Here is a 17,673-nt window from a genome sequence, read left to right on the forward strand (position 1 = left end):
GGCTCATTCGGCTATCAGAGCTTCGGCAACTGCCCGATACGCCCCATCATTTCAGTAACGATCTGCAGGTCCAGCAAGAACTGGTCGACCGTCTTGAACTCTTTATTGGTGTGGCCGGTGTACTTAACGTCGAGCCTGGCCAGGCCGAACTGCACGCCATTGGGCAGGTCATGCACGGAGGTTGAGCCGGCAGAGGCGCCGAATTTTCGCTGCATGTCGAGGTTTTCGCTGGCGACGTCCAGCAACGCCTTGACCCACTCACCCTCAGGGTCGCGGAGCATCGGTTCGGTCATCAAGTAGTCCACGTCCATTGCAATGGCGTTCTTCGTGCTCCAGGCGCCCAACTTGTCGGCAATCTCGGCTTTCAGCACGTCCAAGCGTTTTCCCTTTGGTACGCGTAGGTTGACCGTCAGCGTGAAGGTCTTTTCATCCATGCCGATAAAGGTCAGTGATGTAGTCAGAGGCCCCATGAATGCATCCGAAAAGCCAATACCCAGTTTGCCTCCCAGGTAATCCAGCCCCCAGTTGTCGGCAGCGTAGCGCGCGGCATCGGAAATAGGGTTTTGCTTGAGTGCGATGTTCCCGTCCAGGCTGTGGATGAAGCCCAACATCCTGGCGACGGGGTTCACACCGGATTCGGGTTCTGATGAATGCGCAGACACGCCGGTAACGGTCAGTTGGACTTCCTTGCCGATGACTTGGGCGATTACGTTGAAATTATCGCCATTGCGCCTCGCATAGTCGTTACCCGCCTTTTGCAGGCGGGCTGCCAATTCAATCGGATTTTCCCCCACCAGTATGGCAACCGAGGTCAGCGGGATCTGGTTGGCGGCGAGGCCTCCGGTCATGGAGATGATTTCGGCGCCGTCGCCCTGTGCAGTACGTCGGGCAAAGTTCGCGGTGACAGTGCCATAGCCTTTCTCGGCAATGACCACCGGATAACCGCCATCCAGAGCCACGTTGTAGTGGGGCGTCGGGTTGCGTTCAAAGTAGTAGGCGATTGCATCGCCGGCGATTTCCTCAGTGGTATCGACCAGCAGCTTGAAGTTTCTCGCCAGCGGTAGCCGCTCCTCCTGGATGACCTTCATGGCGTAGAGCGCCACCACGATGCCGTTCTTGTCATCTTCCGTGCCTCGGCCATACAAGCGGTTGCCGACCTGGGAGACCTTGAAGGGGTCAAGCCGGGTGCCGTCTTCCAATACCCAGTCCTGCGGATTGGCAGGCACGACGTCGGCATGCGCGTGAATGCCCACGATTTCATCGCCGGTGCCGTTGAGCGAGACCTCGAAAACGCGGTTGTCGATGTTGCGAAAGGAGAGGTTGAATGATTCTGCCAACGTCTTGAGTGTGTTGCCCATCTTGATGAATTCGGGGTTATCGTGCTGGGCAACACCCTCCACACGAAAGGTCGGAATGGCCACCAGTTCGCGCAGGGTGCCCATGGCGGCGTCGCCGTACTTCAATCGGGCATAGAGGCCAAGCAGGCGATGAATCTGGTTTTGCTGCGCGGTGGAAAGTGCCGTGCCGTCAAGGAAACCGCTGATTGCCGCGCCCAGGTCGCTGCTCATGGGGGGTTCACTCACGCCCAGCTGTCTCAGGAACTCACGGAAGTCAGTGGGCGATGTCTCACTGAAGTGCGTGAGGATGGCGCGGCTTTGTTGCGGGGAAATATTGGCCTGTACGGGCAGGGTGAATGCTGCAAGGGGGACTACCAGGGCAGCGATGAGCAGGTGCTTAAGTGATGACTTCATTGTTGTGGCACTCCTATCTTCGTAGGCAGTTGAGATTGCCTGCCGAAGCTAACACCGTGAGGTAGAAGGAGAGCTGCTCAAAACAAAATGAGATATTTCCTACGAGCGTCTTACCCATGCAAAAACGCCGCTCGGTCACGGGCGGCGTTTTTGTGTGTGCGCAGCCAGGCAGCCAACGCGATGGACCCGCCAGGACGGCGGATCCGAGGGGGCTCAGAGCTTCGGCAATTGCCCGATGCGGCCCATCATTTCGGTAACGATCTGCAGGTCCAGCAAGAACTGGTCGACGGTCTTGAACTCGTTGTCGGTGTGCCCGGTGTATTTCACTTCCGGGCGCGCCAGGCCGAATTGCACGCCGTTGGGCAATTCATGCACGGAGGTCGCACCGGCCGAAGTGCCGAACTTGTGTTCCATGCCCAGGTTTTCGCTGGCCACCGCCAATAGGGCTTTGACCCATTCACCTTCCGGGTTGCGGTACATCGGCTCGGCGATCGAGTAGGTGAAGTCCACGTTGACCTTGGTTTTCTTGTCCCAGGCGCTCAGTTTGTCGGCAATCTCGGCCTTGAGCTTTTCCGGGGATTTTCCCTTCGGCACGCGCAGGTTCACCGCCAGCTTGAACGCTTTGTCATCCAGGCCGACAAACGTCAGCGAGGTGGTCAGCGGGCCCATGAACGCATCGGAAAAGCCCACGCCCAATTTACCGCCCAAGTAATCCAGCCCCCAGTTGTCGGACGCATACCGTGCGGCATCGGTGATGTGGTTGTGCTTGAGGGCGATCTTGCCGTCGAGGCTGTGGATCAGCTCCAGCATGCGCGATACCGGGTTGACTCCGGATTCCGGCTCGGACGAGTGAGCGGACACGCCGGTGACCGTCAGTTTGACGTGCTTGCCGTCGACCTTGGCGGCGACTTCAAAATCACCGCCGTTGCCTTTGGCATATTCAGTCCCGGCCTTTTGCAGGCTGGCGGCCAATTCCGCAGGCTTGTCGCTTACGAACGTGGCAACGGATGCCGACGGAATCTGGTTGGTCGCCATGCCACCGGTCATCGAGATGATTTCCGCGCCTTTGCCTTCACCCTTGCGCCGCGGGAACGTCGCCATCACGGTGCCGTAGCCTTTCTCGGCAATCACCACCGGGTAGCCGCCGTCCAGTGCCAGGTTGTACTGCGGTGTCGGGTTCTTTTCGAAGTAATAGGGAATGGCGTCGCCGGAGGTTTCCTCGGTGGTGTCCACCAGCAGCTTGAAGTTGCGCGCCAGCGGCAGCTTCTCTTCCTTGATCACCTTCATGGCATACATGGCCACCACGATGCCGTTCTTGTCATCCTCGGTGCCACGGCCGTACATGCGGTCGCCGATCAGCGTGACTTTGAACGGGTCCAGTTGGGTGCCGTCCTTCAGCACCCAATTCTCCGGTGTCACCGGCACCACATCGGCGTGGGCGTGGATGCCGACGACTTCGTCGCCGCTGCCTTGCAGGGAGATTTCGTACACGCGGTTATCGATATTGCGGAAGTTCAGGTTAAAGGCCTTGGCCAAGTCCTGGATCTTGCCGGCGATCTTGATGAATTCCGGGTTTTTGTACTGTGGTAGACCGTCCACGTTAAAGGTCGGGATTTCCACCAGCTCGCGCAGCGTCTCAGTGGCGGCCTTGCCGTATTTCACTCGGGTGTAGATGCCCAGCAGGCGATTGATTTCGTTCTGCTGGTCGGCGCTCAAGGATTTGTTATCAAGGAAGGCACTGATCGCCGGGCCCACATCGCTGGTTTTGCCCAGATCGCCCTTGGCCAGGGTACCGAGGAAACTCCGAAAGTCGGTGACGGACGTTTCGTTGAAACGCTTGATGATTGCCGTGCTTTGCTCTGCGGTGATGTTGGCGAAAGCGGGGCTGGTGATGGCTGAGAGGCTCGCCGCGAACAGGGTGGCCGCGGCCAGTTGCTTGAGTGGAAAGTGCATTGCTGGAGGCATTCCTTTGCAGGTGGTGAGTAGGGTGTTTCTGATCGAACTGTCAGAAATATTTCCACACACTACCACTCTGAAGGAAAGGGGGGGGAGATCTGAATGAAGGAAATGTCCTGCTTTTCATGCGAAAACGCCGTTCATTACGAACGGCGTGTTTACCGCTTACTGTGGCACCCGATACAAGGTCTGCTTGAATGTTCCATCGGGTCGTGGCTCGGAAGTTACCGACGACAAGGGAGCCACACGCCTGGCAGCGCATCAGCCTTTCCCTGGGAGGGCTCGCTCATCACACACAGATAAGGTGTCGTCTCAGTCGATCTCGTAGCGCACCGACAGCGCGCCCTTTTTCTCCGACATCGCGAGGATGCTGACGCGGCCCAGCTCGCCCAACGTGTGCACATGAGTTCCGCCGCAGGCGTACGCGGGGAGTTCGCCGAAGCCTACTTGGCGGGTGCCGTCTTCCAAGTTCATGTGGCGCGGGTAGTCTGCGGCGATCCATTGGTTGACCTGCTGCTGGATCGTCTCGGCCTCCATCGCCTGCGCGGCTTCGCCACGGATGAAGGTGATCTTGCCTTCGCCGGGCCAGTGATGGGCTTTGATCGGCATCCAGCCCAAGGTTTCACCCACGTTACCGATCAAATGCCCGGCGGAATGCAATCGGCTGTGCAACGCACGGCGCTGTTCATCGACCCTAGCTGTGACTGGGCCAAGCTCCAGCGGGCGGTCGACGTAGTGCACCACGCGATCGGCTTCCTGGGTCACGCGCAGCACTGAACTCTCACCGAGCCAACCCGTATCGAAAGGTTGCCCACCGCCCTGTGGGTGAAAAATCGTCGACTGCAGGATGACCGCAAACTGGCCCTCATGGGGTGTGCAACTCAGCACTTCCAGCTCGGCAGTCAGGTGGTCGTGGGTGAAAAACAGGCGCTCGGTCATGATCTACATCCGCATCAGGGTTCTGCGGGCAGTATAAATAGTGCGTACATCGGTGATAATCCACTCAACTATCAATGGACCTGTGCACCATGAGCATCAATCTACCGTTGTCGCTGTTGGGCGAAATGGCGATTTTCGTCAACGTGGTGGAAGCCGGCAGCTTCTCCGAGGCCGCTCGGCAGATGGGCGCGTCGCCTTCATCGGTGAGTCGCAGTATCTCGCGCCTGGAGAAGGCCCTGGCGACACGGTTGCTGCAGCGCACCACGCGCAAGTTGCGCCTGAGCGAGGGCGGGGAAGAGGTGTTCAAGCGTTGCCAGGAGATGGTCAACGCCGCGCGTTCGGTGATGGAGATAAGCGGCCAGTTCAATCATGAAGCCGAAGGACTGGTGCGGGTCAGCGTGCCCAAGGCGGTGGGGCGATTCGTGGTGCACCCGCATATGCCGGAGTTCCTGCGGCGTTATCCCAAGGTGGACGTGCAGCTGATTCTGGAGGATCGGCAGGTGGACATGATTGATGACAATGTCGACCTCAGCATCCGCATCACTGACAGCCCGCCGCCGGGTTTGGTCGGTCGGCAGTTGTTGCCCATCGAGCATCTGTTGTGTGCGACGCCGCAGTATTTGGCGGAGCACGGTACGCCGAGCCACCCCCATGATTTGCTGGAACACAGTTGCATCTATCTGGGAGAAACGCCGGGGGATTCCCGCTGGAAATTTCGCCAGGCCGGCAAGTCTATGACGGTCTCAGTGCGCGGGCGGTATGCGGCGAACCACACCGGTGTGCGGCTGGATGCGGTCTTGCAGCATGTGGGGATTGGCAGCTTGCCGTACTTTACGGCGCGGCATGCATTGGAGGAGGGGCGGTTGGTGCAGGTGTTGCCGAGGTGGGACTTTATTGCGTCTTACCATGGCGAGGCGTGGTTGCTGCATTCACCCACGCGGTATTTGCCGCCGAAGTTGCGGGTGTTTATCGATTATCTGGTGGCGTGTATGGCGCGCGAACCGACACTGCGTGGGGTGAGCGGGCTTGTGGAATCGTCGCACGGCCCGCGCTGGGGTTCGAAGCGGCCCTAGAACAGGCAACTGAGATCTGACTAGGTGTTGGCAATGGGGCTGCTACGCAGCCCAGCGCGGGGCAAGCCCGCTCACGGCAGTAAGCCGCGAGGTGATGTTCTGCTGATCAGTGCTTGCTCTGGTCGTCCGGCATGGCCAGCAGCTGTTTTTCCTGGTTCCAGTCGAACGGTTCGTCGTTCTGTTCGGCTTCGAAGCGACGTTCTTCCAGGGCCTGGTACAGGTCCAGTTCTTCATCGGGCATGAAGTGCAGGCAGTCACCGCCAAAGAACCACAGCAGGTCGCGCGGCACCAGGTGGGCAATTTGCGGGTAGCGCAGGATGACCTGGCTCATCAGGTCCTGGCCCAGGTACTGGCTTTCGATCGGGTCGATCGGCAGCAGGGCGCGCAATTCGTCGAAGCGCTCCAGGAACAGCGAATGGCTTTCCTCGGGCACCTGTTCGGCTTCGCCGACGGCAACCAGGATGCTGCGCAAATGGTCGAGCAAGACGAGATGATCGGCAACGACGTTGGACACGAGATAAGTCCTCTAAAGCAAAAACGGGCGCGAGAGTATATGCCTCTCGCGCCCGTATTTATATGACCGCCTGTATCAGCGGACTTTACCCTCAGCCTGGGTCAGCTCTTCCTTGCTGAAATCATCCACGTCGATCACCTTGCGCCGCGCTGCTTCAGCGTCACGCAGGGTTTGCGCTTCGGCGGGTTGCAGCACGCCGGCGTGCAGGGCCGCATCGATGGCGTGTTCCCCGGCCGTCGGTTTGACCTGGCCGCTTTTGAGCGCGCTGTGCAGTTTCTTCTGCAGCGGATGGCTGGCGCCGAGCAGGTCGTAGGCATGTTGCAGGGCGCCCACCGGGTCTTCCACGGACTGCGGGCGGTAGCAGCCGGCCAGCAACTCCTCCAGGGTCGGATCGCCTTTGGCGCGGCCGATCACCGCCGCCACTTCGGCATCCAGCGCATCGGACGGCCCGGTATGGCGACGCCCGAACGGGAACACGATGATCCGCAGCAGGCAGCCCAGTACCTTGTTCGGGAAGTTGCTGAGCAGTTCATCCAGGGCACGTTCCGATTCGCCGAGGCTTTCTTCCATGGCCCAGGCGAACAGCGGTTCCAGGTGGTCCGGTGAATCCAGGTCGTGATAACGCTTGAGTGCCGCCGAGGCCAGGTACATATGGCTCAGCACATCACCCAAGCGTGCCGACAGGCGTTCGCGGCGCTTCAACTCGCCACCCAGCAGCATCATGCTCAAGTCGGCCAGCAGCGCGAACGCGGCAGCCTGACGATTGAGTGCGCGGAAATAACCCTGGCTCAAACGGTTGCCCGGCGCCTTCTCGAAATGACCCACGCCGAGGTTCAGCACCAAGGTGCTGGCGGCGTTGCTTACGGCAAAGCCGATGTGTTGCATCAACAAGCCATCGAATTCCTTCAGCGCCTGATCATGGTCTTCGCGACCGGCCAGGGCCATTTCCTTGAGCACGAACGGATGGCAACGGATCGCGCCCTGGCCGAAGATCATCAGGTTGCGCGAGAGGATATTCGCGCCTTCAACGGTGATGAAGATCGGCGCGCCTTGCCAGCTGCGACCCAGGTAGTTGTTCGGGCCCATGATGATGCCCTTGCCGCCGTGCACGTCCATGGCGTGGCTGATGCACTCGCGACCGCGCTCGGTCAGGTGGTACTTGAGGATCGCAGACAGCACCGAGGGTTTTTCCCCCAGGTCCACGGCATTGGCGGTGAGCATGCGCGCACTGTCCATCAGCCAGGCGTTGCCGCCAATACGCGCAAGCGCTTCCTGGATACCCTCGAAGGCCGACAGAGGCACATTGAATTGCTCGCGCACCTGGGCGTATTGGCCGGTCACCAGGCTGGTGAACTTGGCCGCGCCGGTGCCGACCGCAGGCAGGGAAATCGAACGGCCCACGGAGAGGCAGTTCATCAGCATCATCCAGCCCTTGCCGAGCATTTCCTGGCCGCCGATCAGGAATTCCAGGGGAATGAACACATCCTTGCCGGAATTGGGACCGTTCATGAACGCGGCGCCCAGGGGCAGGTGGCGACGGCCGATTTCTACACCCGGGGTGTCGGTCGGGATCAGCGCCAGGCTGATGCCCAGGTCTTCCTCTTCGCCCAGCAGGTGGTCCGGGTCATGGGCCTTGAAGGCCAGGCCCAGCAGCGTCGCGACTGGGCCGAGGGTGATGTAGCGTTTTTCCCAGTTCAGGCGCAGGCCGAGGGTTTCCTTGCCTTCCCATTCACCTTTGCAGATCACGCCGGTGTCGGGCATGGCGCCAGCATCGGAGCCGGCCAGCGGGCCGGTGAGGGCAAAGCAGGGGATGTCATCGCCACGGGCCAGGCGTGGCAGGTAATGGTTGCGCTGCTCGTCGGTGCCGTAGTGCAGCAGCAGCTCGGCCGGGCCGAGGGAGTTGGGCACCATCACGGTCGAGGCCAGGTCGCCGCTGCGGGTGGCGAGCTTCATTGCGACCTGGGAGTGGGCATAGGCGGAGAAGCCCTTGCCGCCATATTCCTTGGGAATGATCAGGGCGAAGAAACCGTGAGTCTTGATGTGTTCCCAGGCAGCGGGCGGCAGGTCCATGGCCTGGCCGATTTCCCAGTCGCTGACCATGGCACAGAGTTCTTCGGTCGGGCCGTCGATAAACGCCTGTTCTTCTTCGGTCAGTTGGACCTTGGGGTAGGCCAGCAACTTGTCCCAATCGGGGCGACCACTGAACAGCTCGCCGTCCCACCACACGGTGCCGGCGTCGATGGCGTCGCGCTCGGTCTCGGACATCGGCGGCAGGACTTTCTGGAACCAACTGAACAGCGGCTTGGTGAAGTATTGGCGGCGCAGGTCGGGGAGCAGCAGCGGCGCGGCGACAACGGCAATCAACACCCAGAAGATCAGCAGCAGCCAACCCGGTGCGTGGCTCCAGGCACCCATCGCCAGCAGATAGACAGCCACCACGCCCAGGGCGGGCAGGGGGGCGACGCGGCGGTGCGCGAGGTAGGCAATGCCGACCACCAGAACCAGTATCCACAACAACAGCATATTCAATCCTCCGTGAAACCAGGGGCGAAACCACCAGGGAGCTTAGTCGGCATCCGAGCAAGCGGGGTGATCAGGGTGTTACAAGTTGTACTGGGAGCACCTGGCAGCAGGCGCCGACATTTGGCCGAATCGTCGTTATCTCTGTGGCAGACCTGTCGTTAAACTCCAGGCTTCCCCCGGAGATCACGCTCATGGATACGTACCTGAGTCCCAGCCGCTTCATCGATAGTGACCACCCTGCGGTGGTGGAGTTCGCCGAAAAACATCGCGGAACCCGCGCGGCTGCAAGTGACCAGGCAGTCAGCCTTTACTATGCCGTGCGTGAGGCGATTCGCTACAACCCCTACACCTTCAGCCGTGATCCCGACACCTTGAACGCCAGCTTCGCCCTGGCCGCCGGCGAAAGCTATTGTGTGCCCAAGGCCACCTTGCTTGCCGCATGCGCCCGCCACTGCGGCATCCCGGCGCGCATCGGACTGGCAGACGTGCGCAATCATTTATCGACGCCGCGCCTGCTCGCCTTGCTCAAGAGTGATGTGTTCGCCATGCACGGCTACACCGAACTGTACCTGCATGATCGTTGGGTCAAGGCCACGCCCGCGTTCAACCAGCAACTGTGCGATGTGTTCGATGTACCGCCGCTGGCGTTCGACGGGATCAACGACAGTGTCTTCCACGCGTTCAACCGCCAGGGCCAGCGTTCGATGGAATACGTCATCGACCACGGGCAATTTCCTGACGTGCCCGAGGCGTTTTTCTTCGCCCATATCCGGCAGTGTTACCCCCACCTGTTTGCCGAGGACATGCCGACCCTGCTGGGTGATCTGCAGAGCGATTTAAGCCGCGCGTGAACCGGCGTATGCTGCTGCGTTCATCCAGCCATGTTCATCAACAATAAAGGCGCGGTCATGCTGAAAATCTGGGGTCGTAAAAATTCATCAAACGTCAGGAAAGCACTGTGGTGCGCCGAGGAACTCGGCCTGGACTATGAAGCAATTGATGCGGGCGGGGCTTTTGGTGTGGTCGACACGCCGCATTACCGGGCGTTGAACCCCAACGGTCGGGTGCCGATGATCGAGGACGGCGACTTTGTGCTGTGGGAGTCCAACACCATCGTGCGCTACCTCTGCGCCAAGCAGGCTTCCAGCTGGTATCCCGGTGACCTGAAGGCCCGCGCCAGCGCGGAAAAGTGGATGGACTGGACCACTTCGACCTTCGCTGAACCGTTCAAGACCGTATTCTGGGGCGTGCTGCGCACCCCCGCGGAAAAACAGAACTGGGACAGCATCCACGCCGGTCGCCAGGCCTGTATCGATGTGCTCAAGACGGTTGACCAGGCACTCGCCACACAGCCGTATCTGTCGGGTGAAGAGATCGGCATGGGCGATATCCCCTTGGGCAGCTTCATCTACGCCTGGTTTGAAATGCCTATCGAACGGCCTGCAATGCCCCATCTAGAGGCCTGGTACCAGCGCCTGCAACAACGGCCGGCCTACCGCAAAGCGGTGATGACTGCGTTGACTTAATACCCACTATTAATACGGGTGACTGTACTTGTGCGGCGCGGGCAAGCACCATGCCCGTCATGCGCCGCCGTTGAACTACCTGGGCTGCGCCCTCATCTACTCTTTCTATTCCCTTCTTTTGGTGCGTAATCCGATATGAGTTCCGCTCTGTCCATCCGGCAGCTAACCAAAACCTACGGCAACGGTTTCCAGGCCCTGAGTGGTATCGATCTGGACGTTGCCGAAGGTGACTTCTTCGCCTTGCTCGGCCCTAACGGCGCCGGCAAGTCCACCACCATCGGTATCCTCTCCACGCTGGTCAACAAGACCAGCGGCACGGTGAATATCTTCGGCCATGACCTGGACAAATCCCCGGCGGCGCTCAAGCGTTCGATCGGCGTGGTGCCCCAGGAATTCAACTTCAACCAGTTTGAAAAGACCTTCGATATTGTTGTGACCCAGGCGGGCTACTACGGCATCCCGGCGAAAGTCGCCAAGGAACGCGCCGAGCAGTACCTGACCCAGTTGGGCCTGTGGGACAAGCGCGATGTGCCTTCGCGTTCGTTGTCCGGAGGCATGAAACGCCGCCTGATGATCGCCCGTGCACTGGTGCACGAGCCGCGCCTGTTGATCCTCGATGAGCCCACCGCCGGCGTGGACATCGAGCTGCGCCGTTCGATGTGGACCTTTCTCACCGAGTTGAACGAGAAGGGCATCACCATCATCCTCACCACCCATTACCTGGAAGAGGCTGAGCAGCTGTGCCGTAACATCGGCATCATCGACCACGGCACCATCGTCGAGAACACCAGCATGCGTAACCTGCTGGGCCAGTTGCATGTGGAAACCTTTTTGCTCGACCTGAAGAACAACCTGTCGGCGCCGCCGCAATTGCTCGGCTACCCGAGCCGTCTTGTCGACAGCCACACCCTGGAAGTGCAGGTGGACAAAGCCATGGGCATCACCGCGTTGTTCACGCAGTTGGCGACCCAGAACATCGAAGTGCTGAGCTTGCGCAATAAAACCAATCGCCTTGAGGAGTTGTTCGTGTCCCTGGTGGAGAAAAATCTGGCGAAGGTGGCGGTATGAGTTCCGAACTGCAACCCAACCTCGTCGCGCTGCAAACCATCGTTTATCGCGAAGTGAAACGCTTTACCCGGATCTGGCCGCAGACCCTGCTGCCGCCCGCGATCACCATGGTCTTGTACTTCGTGATCTTCGGTAACCTGATCGGCCGGCAGATCGGCGACATGGGTGGCTTCACCTACATGGAGTACATCGTGCCGGGCCTGATCATGATGTCGGTGATCACCAACTCCTACGGCAACGTGGTCTCCAGCTTCTTCGGCAGCAAGTTCCAGCGCTCCATCGAAGAACTGATGGTGTCGCCGGTCTCGCCTCACACCATCCTGATCGGCTACACCTTGGGTGGCGTGCTGCGTGGTTTGATGGTCGGCGTGATCGTGACCCTGCTGTCGCTGTTCTTCACGCACCTGCAGGTGCATCACCTCGGGGTCACCATTCTGGTGGTGGTGCTGACGGCGACGATCTTCTCGTTGCTGGGCTTCATCAACGCCGTGTTTGCACGCAACTTCGATGATATTTCGATCATCCCGACGTTCGTGCTGACGCCGCTGACCTACCTGGGCGGGGTGTTCTACTCCATCACCCTGCTGCCACCGTTCTGGCAGACCGTGTCGCTGGCCAACCCGGTGTTGCACATGGTCAACGCCTTCCGCTACGGCATCCTGGGCGTGTCGGACATCAAGATCAGCGTGGCGATCACGTTCATGTTGGTGGCGACCGTGGTGCTGTACATCGGCTGTGCGAAGCTGCTGGTGAGCGGGCGCGGGATGCGTACCTGACTCAACGGATGTACGCGGTCAAAAATGTGGGAGTGGGCTTGCTCCCGATAGCAGTGGATCAGTCAGTGCATGAGTGACTGACAGATCGCTATCGGGGGCAAGCCCCCTCCCACATTTGCATTGGCGTAACGTCAGGAATTGAGTGCCAGTTCGATCAGCCCATGCAGCGCTTCCACTGTCAGCGGCTCGGTCGAGAACAGAATGCGAAACACTGTGGGCGCTGCGATCAGGTTGATCAAATGGTCCACGCTCGGTGGCGCCGGGTCCGGATAGCGATCGACAATCGTCTGCAACTGCCCACTCAAGATGCTCACGCAGTACCCCGGCGTGATCATGCACTGCAGGTCGCGCATCATGTTGCGCCCCGGCTCCGAACTCATTTCATCCAGGTATTGCTCGGCCCAGGCCTGCAAATCGCCGCGCAGGCTGCCGGTGTTGGCCGGCTCGCTGTCGGGTCGCATGCGTGCCAGGGCCACGTCCGCGAGCAGCACCGAGAGGTCGCCCCAGCGTCGGTAGATGGTCGACGGTGTGACGCCTGCGCGCGCGGCAATCATCGGCACGGTGACGCTGGAACGCTCATGGGTTTCCAGCAGTTCACGCACCGCCGAATGGACGGATTCTTGTACCCGGGCACTGCGGCCCCCCGGGCGAAGGCCTTCTTTTATCGCCATGTTTGTGACCTTAACACAAAGAATTTGCTTTAAGCGCTGACGGGTAGCACACTCTGCAAAAGCAAAATCTTAGCTTTAGCGGAGCGTGTGCATGTCCAGTCCTGTTTCCCATCGTTCCAGCCTGGTGTTCCTCGCGATCACCTTGCTGACCTTCCTGGCCGCTTCCAGCGCGCCGACGCCGTTGTACCACCTGTATCAGGAAGGCCTGCATTTTTCGGCGGGCATGCTCACGCTGATTTTCGGTGTCTACGCCTTGAGCCTGCTGGCGGCGCTGTTGACCGTCGGTTCATTGTCGGACCACCTGGGGCGCAAGCCGGTGATTTTTGCCGCACTGGTCCTGGATATGCTGGCGATGCTGCTGTTTATCCACGAAGACAGCGTGGCCTGGCTGATTGCCGCGCGGACCTTGCAAGGGTTTGCCACCGGCATGGCCACCGCCGTGTTGGGCGCGGCACTGCTCGACACCGATCGCCAGCAAGGCCCGCTGGTCAACAGCGTGGCACCGCTTTTGGGTATGGCGTGCGGGGCGATGGGCAGCAGTTTGTTGGTGGAGTTCGCGCCATTGCCGACCCAGTTGATCTATTGGACGTTGCTGGCCTTGATGCTGTTGCAGGCCCTCTATGTATGGCGCCTGCCGGAAACCGTGGGCCGTATCCCCGGTGCTCTGGCGTCGCTGCGTCCGACCTTGCATGTACCGCCCCAGGCGCGCCGGGCGTTGTGGTTGTCGTTGCCGGTGGATGTGGCGGTGTGGGCGATGGGCGGGTTCTACCTGTCCCTCGCGCCGTCGCTGGTGCGGGCGGCCACCGGGTCGACCTCCAACCTGATCGGTGGCGGCCTGGTGGCGGTGTTGACCCTGAGCGGCGCACTGATGATTTTTACCCTGCGCAATCGCCCGGCCGATAAGGTATTACGGCTCGGCGCCGGGTTGCTGGCCATCGGGGTAACGCTGATCCTCACGGCGGTGCACAGCGCCAGCCTGCCATTGTTCTTCATCGCCACCCTGATCGCCGGCAGTGGCTTTGGCGCGGGTTTCCTCGGCGCCTTGCGCAGTGTGGTGCCGCTGGCGTTACCCCATGAGCGGGCAGGCTTGATGTCGGCGTTCTATGTGCTGAGCTACCTGGCGTTCTGCCTGCCCTCATTGTTGGCGGGGAACCTGATTCGCAGCTTTGGCCTGATCGCGACCACCGACGGCTACGGCGCAGTCCTGATCCTGTTGTCCCTCGGTGCGTTGATCGCATTGCTGCTGCAGGATTCGGCGCGGGTCAGGGCGACGACAGGCGGCTGATGGGTAATAATCGGTGCTCCGTATTGGCCTGATCGAGATTCAAGCATGAAGATCATCCGCAGCAAGGACTTCACCGGCAGCCGTGCCTGGGAAGCGCTGGACATCGCCACTATGAATGGCATCACCACGCGCCTGCACTGGACCGACCAGCCCTATCGCTGGCATATCAATGACGGCGAAGAAGTGTTTGTGGTGCTGGATGGCCGGGTGCACATGCATTACCGCGATAATGGCTTCGAACGGGTGGCGGAGTTAGAAGTCGGAGACATCTTCTATGCCAGTGTCGGCACCGAGCATGTGGCCCATCCCCAAGGGCAGGCGCGCATTCTGGTGATCGAATGTGAAGGCAGTGTTTGACGCTATATTGGCAAAGTAGATAACAGATAGAGATATTACCCGTTATATAGATATTCGATACGGTTCTACCATGGTCTCAACCTCATGCGAGGAAGAGGATTGCCATCATGACCTGCTCGAATACCCTCAGCTATAAGCCTTTCAGTCACCTCACCCGTCCACGGGAAGTGATCCGCCAGTTCACACCGAACTGGTTTGCCGCCACCATGGGCACCGGCGTGCTGGCGCTGGCCCTGGCGCAACTGCCGGTCCCTCTGCCAGGCGTGCACGCCATCGCCGAAGCGCTGTGGTTTTTCACCCTCGGCCTGTTTGTGCTGTTCAGCGGGTTGTACGCAGCCCGTTGGGTGATGTTTTTCCACGAGGCGCGGCGGATTTTCGGGCACTCCACGGTGTCGATGTTCTTCGGCACTATCCCCATGGGGCTCGCGACGATCCTCAACGGCTTGCTGTTATTCGGCCTGCCGCGCTGGGGCGCCGACGTGATACCGCTGGCCGAGGCGCTGTGGTGGCTGGACGTGGCCATGGCCGTGGCCTGCGGCGTGCTCATCCCGTTCATGATGTTCACCCGCCAGGAACACAGCATCGACCAGATGACCGCTGTCTGGCTGCTGCCCGTGGTCGCCGCCGAAGTTGCCGCCGCCAGCGGTGGGCTGCTGGCACCGCACTTGGCGGACGCGCATTCGCAGTTGGTGATGCTGGTGACCAGCTACGTGCTGTGGGCGTTTTCCCTGCCGGTGGCGTTCAGCATCCTGACCATCCTGATGCTGCGCATGGCCTTGCATAAACTGCCTCACGCCAATATGGCCGCGTCGAGCTGGTTGGCGTTGGGTCCCATCGGCACGGGGGCGCTGGGCATGTTACTGCTGGGGGGCGATGCGCCGGCGATCTTCGCGGCCAATGGCCTGCCGGGTGTCGGTGAAATAGCCAACGGCCTCGGGCTGGTGGCGGGCATTACGCTGTGGGGCTTTGGCCTGTGGTGGATGCTGATCGCGGTATTGATCACCCTGCGTTACCTGCGCGCCGGTATCCCGTTCAACCTCGGCTGGTGGGGGTTTACCTTCCCACTCGGGGTGTATGCCCTGGCTACGCTCAAACTGGCGAGCCTGTTGCACCTGGCGTTTTTCAGTGTGTTCGGCAGCGTGCTGGTGGTGGCGTTGACGCTGATGTGGCTGATCGTCGCCAAGCGCACCGTGCAGGGCGCCTATAAAGGTGAGCTTTTTGTTTCACCGTGCATTGCGGGACTAGCGAATAAGTAAGCAGGATTAGGTAAAGTCGTGGCCTGAATGCTTTTACAAAAAAATAGGCCACGCAGGAACACGGACGATGAGCCACCCCTCGCAATTCACTTTGCTGCGCACACGGCGTTTCCTGCCGTTCTTCATCACCCAGTTGCTGGGGGCTTTCAACGACAACATCTTCAAGCAATCGCTGATCCTCGCCATTCTCTACAAGCTCACCCTCGACGGTGACCGCTCGATCTGGGTCAACCTCTGTGCGTTGCTGTTCATCCTGCCGTTCTTCCTGTTCTCGGCCCTGGCCGGGCAGTTTGGCGAGAAGTTCAACAAGGATGCGTTGATCCGCGCGATCAAGATCGGCGAGATCGTGATCATGGCCGTCGGCGCGACGGGCTTCCTGACCAACCACCTGGAACTGATGCTGCTGGCGCTGTTTGCCATGGGCACGCACTCGGCACTGTTCGGCCCGGTGAAGTACTCGATCATGCCCCAGGCGTTGCACGACGATGAGCTGGTCGGTGGCAACGGCCTGGTGGAAATGGGCACGTTCCTGGCGATCCTGGCCGGCACCATCGGCGCCGGGATCATGATGTCGTCCACTCATTACGCACCGGTGGTGTCCGTGGCGATTGTCGGCGTGGCGGTGTTGGGTTACCTGGCCAGTCGCAGCATTCCGCGCGCGGCGGCGTCGACCCCGCAACTGCGCCTGAACTGGAATATCTTCAGCGAATCCTGGGCCACCCTGCGCCTGGGCCTGGGGCAGACGCCCGCCGTTTCGCGCTCCATCGTCGGCAACTCGTGGTTCTGGTTTGTCGGCGCGATCTACCTGACGCAGATCCCGGCGTACGCTAAAGAGTGGTTGTACGGCGACGAGACGGTGGTGACGCTGATCCTTACCGTGTTCTCGGTGGGTATCGCGCTGGGTTCGATGCTCTGCGAAAAACTCTCCGGCCGTAAGGTCGAAATCGGCCTGGTACCGTTCGGTTCATTCGGCCTGACCGTGTTCGGTCTGTTGCTGTGGTGGCACTCCGGCGGTTTCCCGCAGAACGTGCAGGCCAACGACTGGCTCGCCGTGCTCAGCTACGGTCAGGCCTGGTGGGTGTTGTTCGATATCCTCGGCCTCGGTGTGTTCGGCGGTTTCTATATCGTGCCGCTGTATGCGCTGATCCAGTCGCGTACCGCCGAGAACGAACGCGCGCGCGTGATCGCCGCCAACAACATTCTCAATGCGCTGTTCATGGTGGTCTCGGCCATCGTGTCGATCCTGTTGCTGAGCGTGGCCAAGCTGTCGATCCCGGAATTGTTCCTGGTGGTGTCGCTGCTCAACATCGCGGTCAACACCTACATCTTCAAGATCGTCCCCGAGTTCACCATGCGTTTCATGATCTGGCTGCTCAGCCACTCCATGTACCGCGTGGAGCATCGCAACCTGCAGGCGATCCCGGACGAAGGCGCGGCGTTGCTGGTGTGCAACCATGTGTCGTTTGTCGATGCATTGCTGATTGGCGGCGCGGTGCGTCGGCCGATTCGCTTTGTGACGTACTACAAGATCTATCGTTTGCCGGTGCTTAACTTCATCTTCCGCACCGCTGGGGCGATTCCGATTGCGGGACGCAACGAAGACATCCAGATCTACGAAAAAGCCTTCACGCGTATCGCGCAGTATCTGAAGGAAGGGGAGTTGGTGTGCATCTTCCCGGAGGGCAAATTGACCGCCGATGGCGAGATCAACGAGTTTCGCGGTGGCGTAACGCGGATTCTCGAAGAGACGGCGGTGCCGGTGATTCCGATGGCGTTGCAGGGGTTGTGGGGAAGTTTCTTCAGTCGCGATCCGAAGAAGGGCTTCTTCCATCGCATCTGGTCGCGGGTGGTGTTGGTGGCGGGTGAGCCGGTGGATGGGCCGACCCCTGCCAGGTTGCAGGAGTTGGTCGGTGGGTTGCGGGGGAGTGTCAGGTAGTGTTGGTTTTGGCTATACCGGCCTCATCAGGGGCAAGCCCCC

The 17,673-nt window shown here is 60.3% G+C and carries 15 protein-coding genes; 9 read left to right on the plus strand and 6 right to left on the minus strand.

All coding sequences use genetic code 11. The features are described from left to right. Positions 1–14: 14 nt before the first annotated feature. The 3 genes from QCBJ_RS14290 to QCBJ_RS14300 all read right to left on the minus strand — a co-directional run bounded on the left by QCBJ_RS14290 (position 15) and on the right by QCBJ_RS14300 (position 4,646). A complete protein-coding gene (locus tag QCBJ_RS14290; protein WP_102061076.1) occupies positions 15–1,751 on the minus strand; it encodes a dipeptidase in 1,737 nt (578 codons plus the stop codon). 213 nt (positions 1,752–1,964) lie between these two features. Next, positions 1,965–3,704, minus strand: a complete 1,740-nt coding sequence (locus QCBJ_RS14295) for a dipeptidase (protein ID WP_102061077.1) — start codon at positions 3,702–3,704, stop codon at positions 1,965–1,967. A 315-nt stretch (positions 3,705–4,019) separates the two neighbouring features. Further along, the gene (locus QCBJ_RS14300) at positions 4,020–4,646 is read right to left on the minus strand and encodes a hypothetical protein (protein WP_012723128.1); all 627 of its coding nucleotides are present in this window, start codon (positions 4,644–4,646) and stop codon (positions 4,020–4,022) included. Between the two features lie 89 nt (positions 4,647–4,735). On the opposite strand from QCBJ_RS14300, the gene QCBJ_RS14305 reads away from it, so the two are divergent. Further along, positions 4,736–5,719, plus strand: a complete 984-nt coding sequence (locus QCBJ_RS14305) for a LysR family transcriptional regulator (RefSeq protein ID WP_102061078.1) — start codon at positions 4,736–4,738, stop codon at positions 5,717–5,719. 106 nt (positions 5,720–5,825) lie between these two features. Here the strand turns inward: QCBJ_RS14305 and QCBJ_RS14310 are convergent, their stop codons facing one another. Further along, complete coding sequence (locus QCBJ_RS14310; RefSeq protein ID WP_010211653.1) at positions 5,826–6,233, minus strand: PA2817 family protein; 408 nt, start codon at positions 6,231–6,233, stop codon at positions 5,826–5,828. A 75-nt stretch (positions 6,234–6,308) separates the two neighbouring features. Then, complete coding sequence (locus tag QCBJ_RS14315) at positions 6,309–8,756, minus strand: acyl-CoA dehydrogenase (RefSeq protein WP_102061079.1); 2,448 nt, start codon at positions 8,754–8,756, stop codon at positions 6,309–6,311. A gap of 191 nt (positions 8,757–8,947) precedes the next feature. Here QCBJ_RS14315 and QCBJ_RS14320 point away from each other — a divergent pair, with 191 nt between their 5' ends. From QCBJ_RS14320 to QCBJ_RS14335, 4 genes are all read left to right on the plus strand, one after another. After that, positions 8,948–9,607 carry a transglutaminase family protein gene (locus tag QCBJ_RS14320; RefSeq protein ID WP_102061080.1) on the plus strand — a complete coding sequence of 220 codons (660 nt, stop codon included), beginning with the start codon at positions 8,948–8,950 and terminating at the stop codon, positions 9,605–9,607. A 57-nt stretch (positions 9,608–9,664) separates the two neighbouring features. Then, positions 9,665–10,282 (plus strand): glutathione S-transferase family protein, encoded by a 618-nt coding sequence (locus tag QCBJ_RS14325; protein ID WP_046036837.1) that lies wholly within the window; start codon positions 9,665–9,667, stop codon positions 10,280–10,282. A 135-nt stretch (positions 10,283–10,417) separates the two neighbouring features. Then, positions 10,418–11,350, plus strand: coding sequence for an ABC transporter ATP-binding protein (locus QCBJ_RS14330; RefSeq protein ID WP_010211649.1), 933 nt, complete (start codon positions 10,418–10,420; stop codon positions 11,348–11,350). Beyond that, positions 11,347–12,126 carry an ABC transporter permease gene (locus QCBJ_RS14335; RefSeq protein ID WP_012723134.1) on the plus strand — a complete coding sequence of 260 codons (780 nt, stop codon included), beginning with the start codon at positions 11,347–11,349 and terminating at the stop codon, positions 12,124–12,126. Before QCBJ_RS14330 ends, QCBJ_RS14335 begins: the two co-directional genes overlap by 4 nt. Before the next feature lie 131 nt (positions 12,127–12,257). On the opposite strand, the gene QCBJ_RS14340 is transcribed toward QCBJ_RS14335, so the two are convergent. After that, the gene (locus tag QCBJ_RS14340; protein ID WP_102061081.1) at positions 12,258–12,797 is read right to left on the minus strand and encodes a TetR/AcrR family transcriptional regulator; all 540 of its coding nucleotides are present in this window, start codon (positions 12,795–12,797) and stop codon (positions 12,258–12,260) included. A gap of 91 nt (positions 12,798–12,888) precedes the next feature. Between QCBJ_RS14340 and QCBJ_RS14345 the strand changes: the two genes are divergently transcribed. The 4 genes from QCBJ_RS14345 (at position 12,889) to QCBJ_RS14360 (ending at position 17,631) form a co-directional block, all read left to right on the plus strand. Continuing rightward, positions 12,889–14,082 carry an MFS transporter gene (locus tag QCBJ_RS14345; protein ID WP_043205041.1) on the plus strand — a complete coding sequence of 398 codons (1,194 nt, stop codon included), beginning with the start codon at positions 12,889–12,891 and terminating at the stop codon, positions 14,080–14,082. A gap of 45 nt (positions 14,083–14,127) precedes the next feature. Continuing rightward, complete coding sequence (locus QCBJ_RS14350; protein ID WP_012723137.1) at positions 14,128–14,439, plus strand: cupin domain-containing protein; 312 nt, start codon at positions 14,128–14,130, stop codon at positions 14,437–14,439. A gap of 107 nt (positions 14,440–14,546) precedes the next feature. Continuing rightward, positions 14,547–15,695, plus strand: a complete 1,149-nt coding sequence (locus tag QCBJ_RS14355) for a TDT family transporter (RefSeq protein ID WP_102061082.1) — start codon at positions 14,547–14,549, stop codon at positions 15,693–15,695. A gap of 67 nt (positions 15,696–15,762) precedes the next feature. Continuing rightward, a complete protein-coding gene (locus tag QCBJ_RS14360) occupies positions 15,763–17,631 on the plus strand; it encodes an MFS transporter (RefSeq protein ID WP_093546647.1) in 1,869 nt (622 codons plus the stop codon). Positions 17,632–17,673: the final 42 nt, after the last annotated feature.

Origin of the sequence: Pseudomonas sp. QC2 (genome assembly GCF_002859085.1) — a bacterium.
GTDB classification, from domain to species: Bacteria; Pseudomonadota; Gammaproteobacteria; order Pseudomonadales; family Pseudomonadaceae; genus Aquipseudomonas; species Aquipseudomonas petroselini.

Excerpts from the sequence above, each read along its gene's own strand:
- QCBJ_RS14290 (WP_102061076.1), bottom strand. The coding sequence starts at position 1,751 with ATGAAGTCATCACTTAAGCACCTGCTCATCGCTGCCCTGGTAGTCCCC.
- QCBJ_RS14295 (WP_102061077.1), bottom strand. The coding sequence starts at position 3,704 with ATGCACTTTCCACTCAAGCAACTGGCCGCGGCCACCCTGTTCGCGGCG.
- QCBJ_RS14355 (WP_102061082.1), top strand. The coding sequence starts at position 14,547 with ATGACCTGCTCGAATACCCTCAGCTATAAGCCTTTCAGTCACCTCACC.
- QCBJ_RS14315 (WP_102061079.1), bottom strand. The coding sequence starts at position 8,756 with ATGCTGTTGTTGTGGATACTGGTTCTGGTGGTCGGCATTGCCTACCTC.
- QCBJ_RS14330 (WP_010211649.1), top strand. The coding sequence starts at position 10,418 with ATGAGTTCCGCTCTGTCCATCCGGCAGCTAACCAAAACCTACGGCAAC.
- QCBJ_RS14325 (WP_046036837.1), top strand. The coding sequence starts at position 9,665 with ATGCTGAAAATCTGGGGTCGTAAAAATTCATCAAACGTCAGGAAAGCA.
- QCBJ_RS14300 (WP_012723128.1), bottom strand. The coding sequence starts at position 4,646 with ATGACCGAGCGCCTGTTTTTCACCCACGACCACCTGACTGCCGAGCTG.
- QCBJ_RS14345 (WP_043205041.1), top strand. The coding sequence starts at position 12,889 with ATGTCCAGTCCTGTTTCCCATCGTTCCAGCCTGGTGTTCCTCGCGATC.
- QCBJ_RS14350 (WP_012723137.1), top strand. The coding sequence starts at position 14,128 with ATGAAGATCATCCGCAGCAAGGACTTCACCGGCAGCCGTGCCTGGGAA.
- QCBJ_RS14360 (WP_093546647.1), top strand. The coding sequence starts at position 15,763 with ATGAGCCACCCCTCGCAATTCACTTTGCTGCGCACACGGCGTTTCCTG.
- QCBJ_RS14320 (WP_102061080.1), top strand. The coding sequence starts at position 8,948 with ATGGATACGTACCTGAGTCCCAGCCGCTTCATCGATAGTGACCACCCT.
- QCBJ_RS14335 (WP_012723134.1), top strand. The coding sequence starts at position 11,347 with ATGAGTTCCGAACTGCAACCCAACCTCGTCGCGCTGCAAACCATCGTT.
- QCBJ_RS14305 (WP_102061078.1), top strand. The coding sequence starts at position 4,736 with ATGAGCATCAATCTACCGTTGTCGCTGTTGGGCGAAATGGCGATTTTC.
- QCBJ_RS14340 (WP_102061081.1), bottom strand. The coding sequence starts at position 12,797 with ATGGCGATAAAAGAAGGCCTTCGCCCGGGGGGCCGCAGTGCCCGGGTA.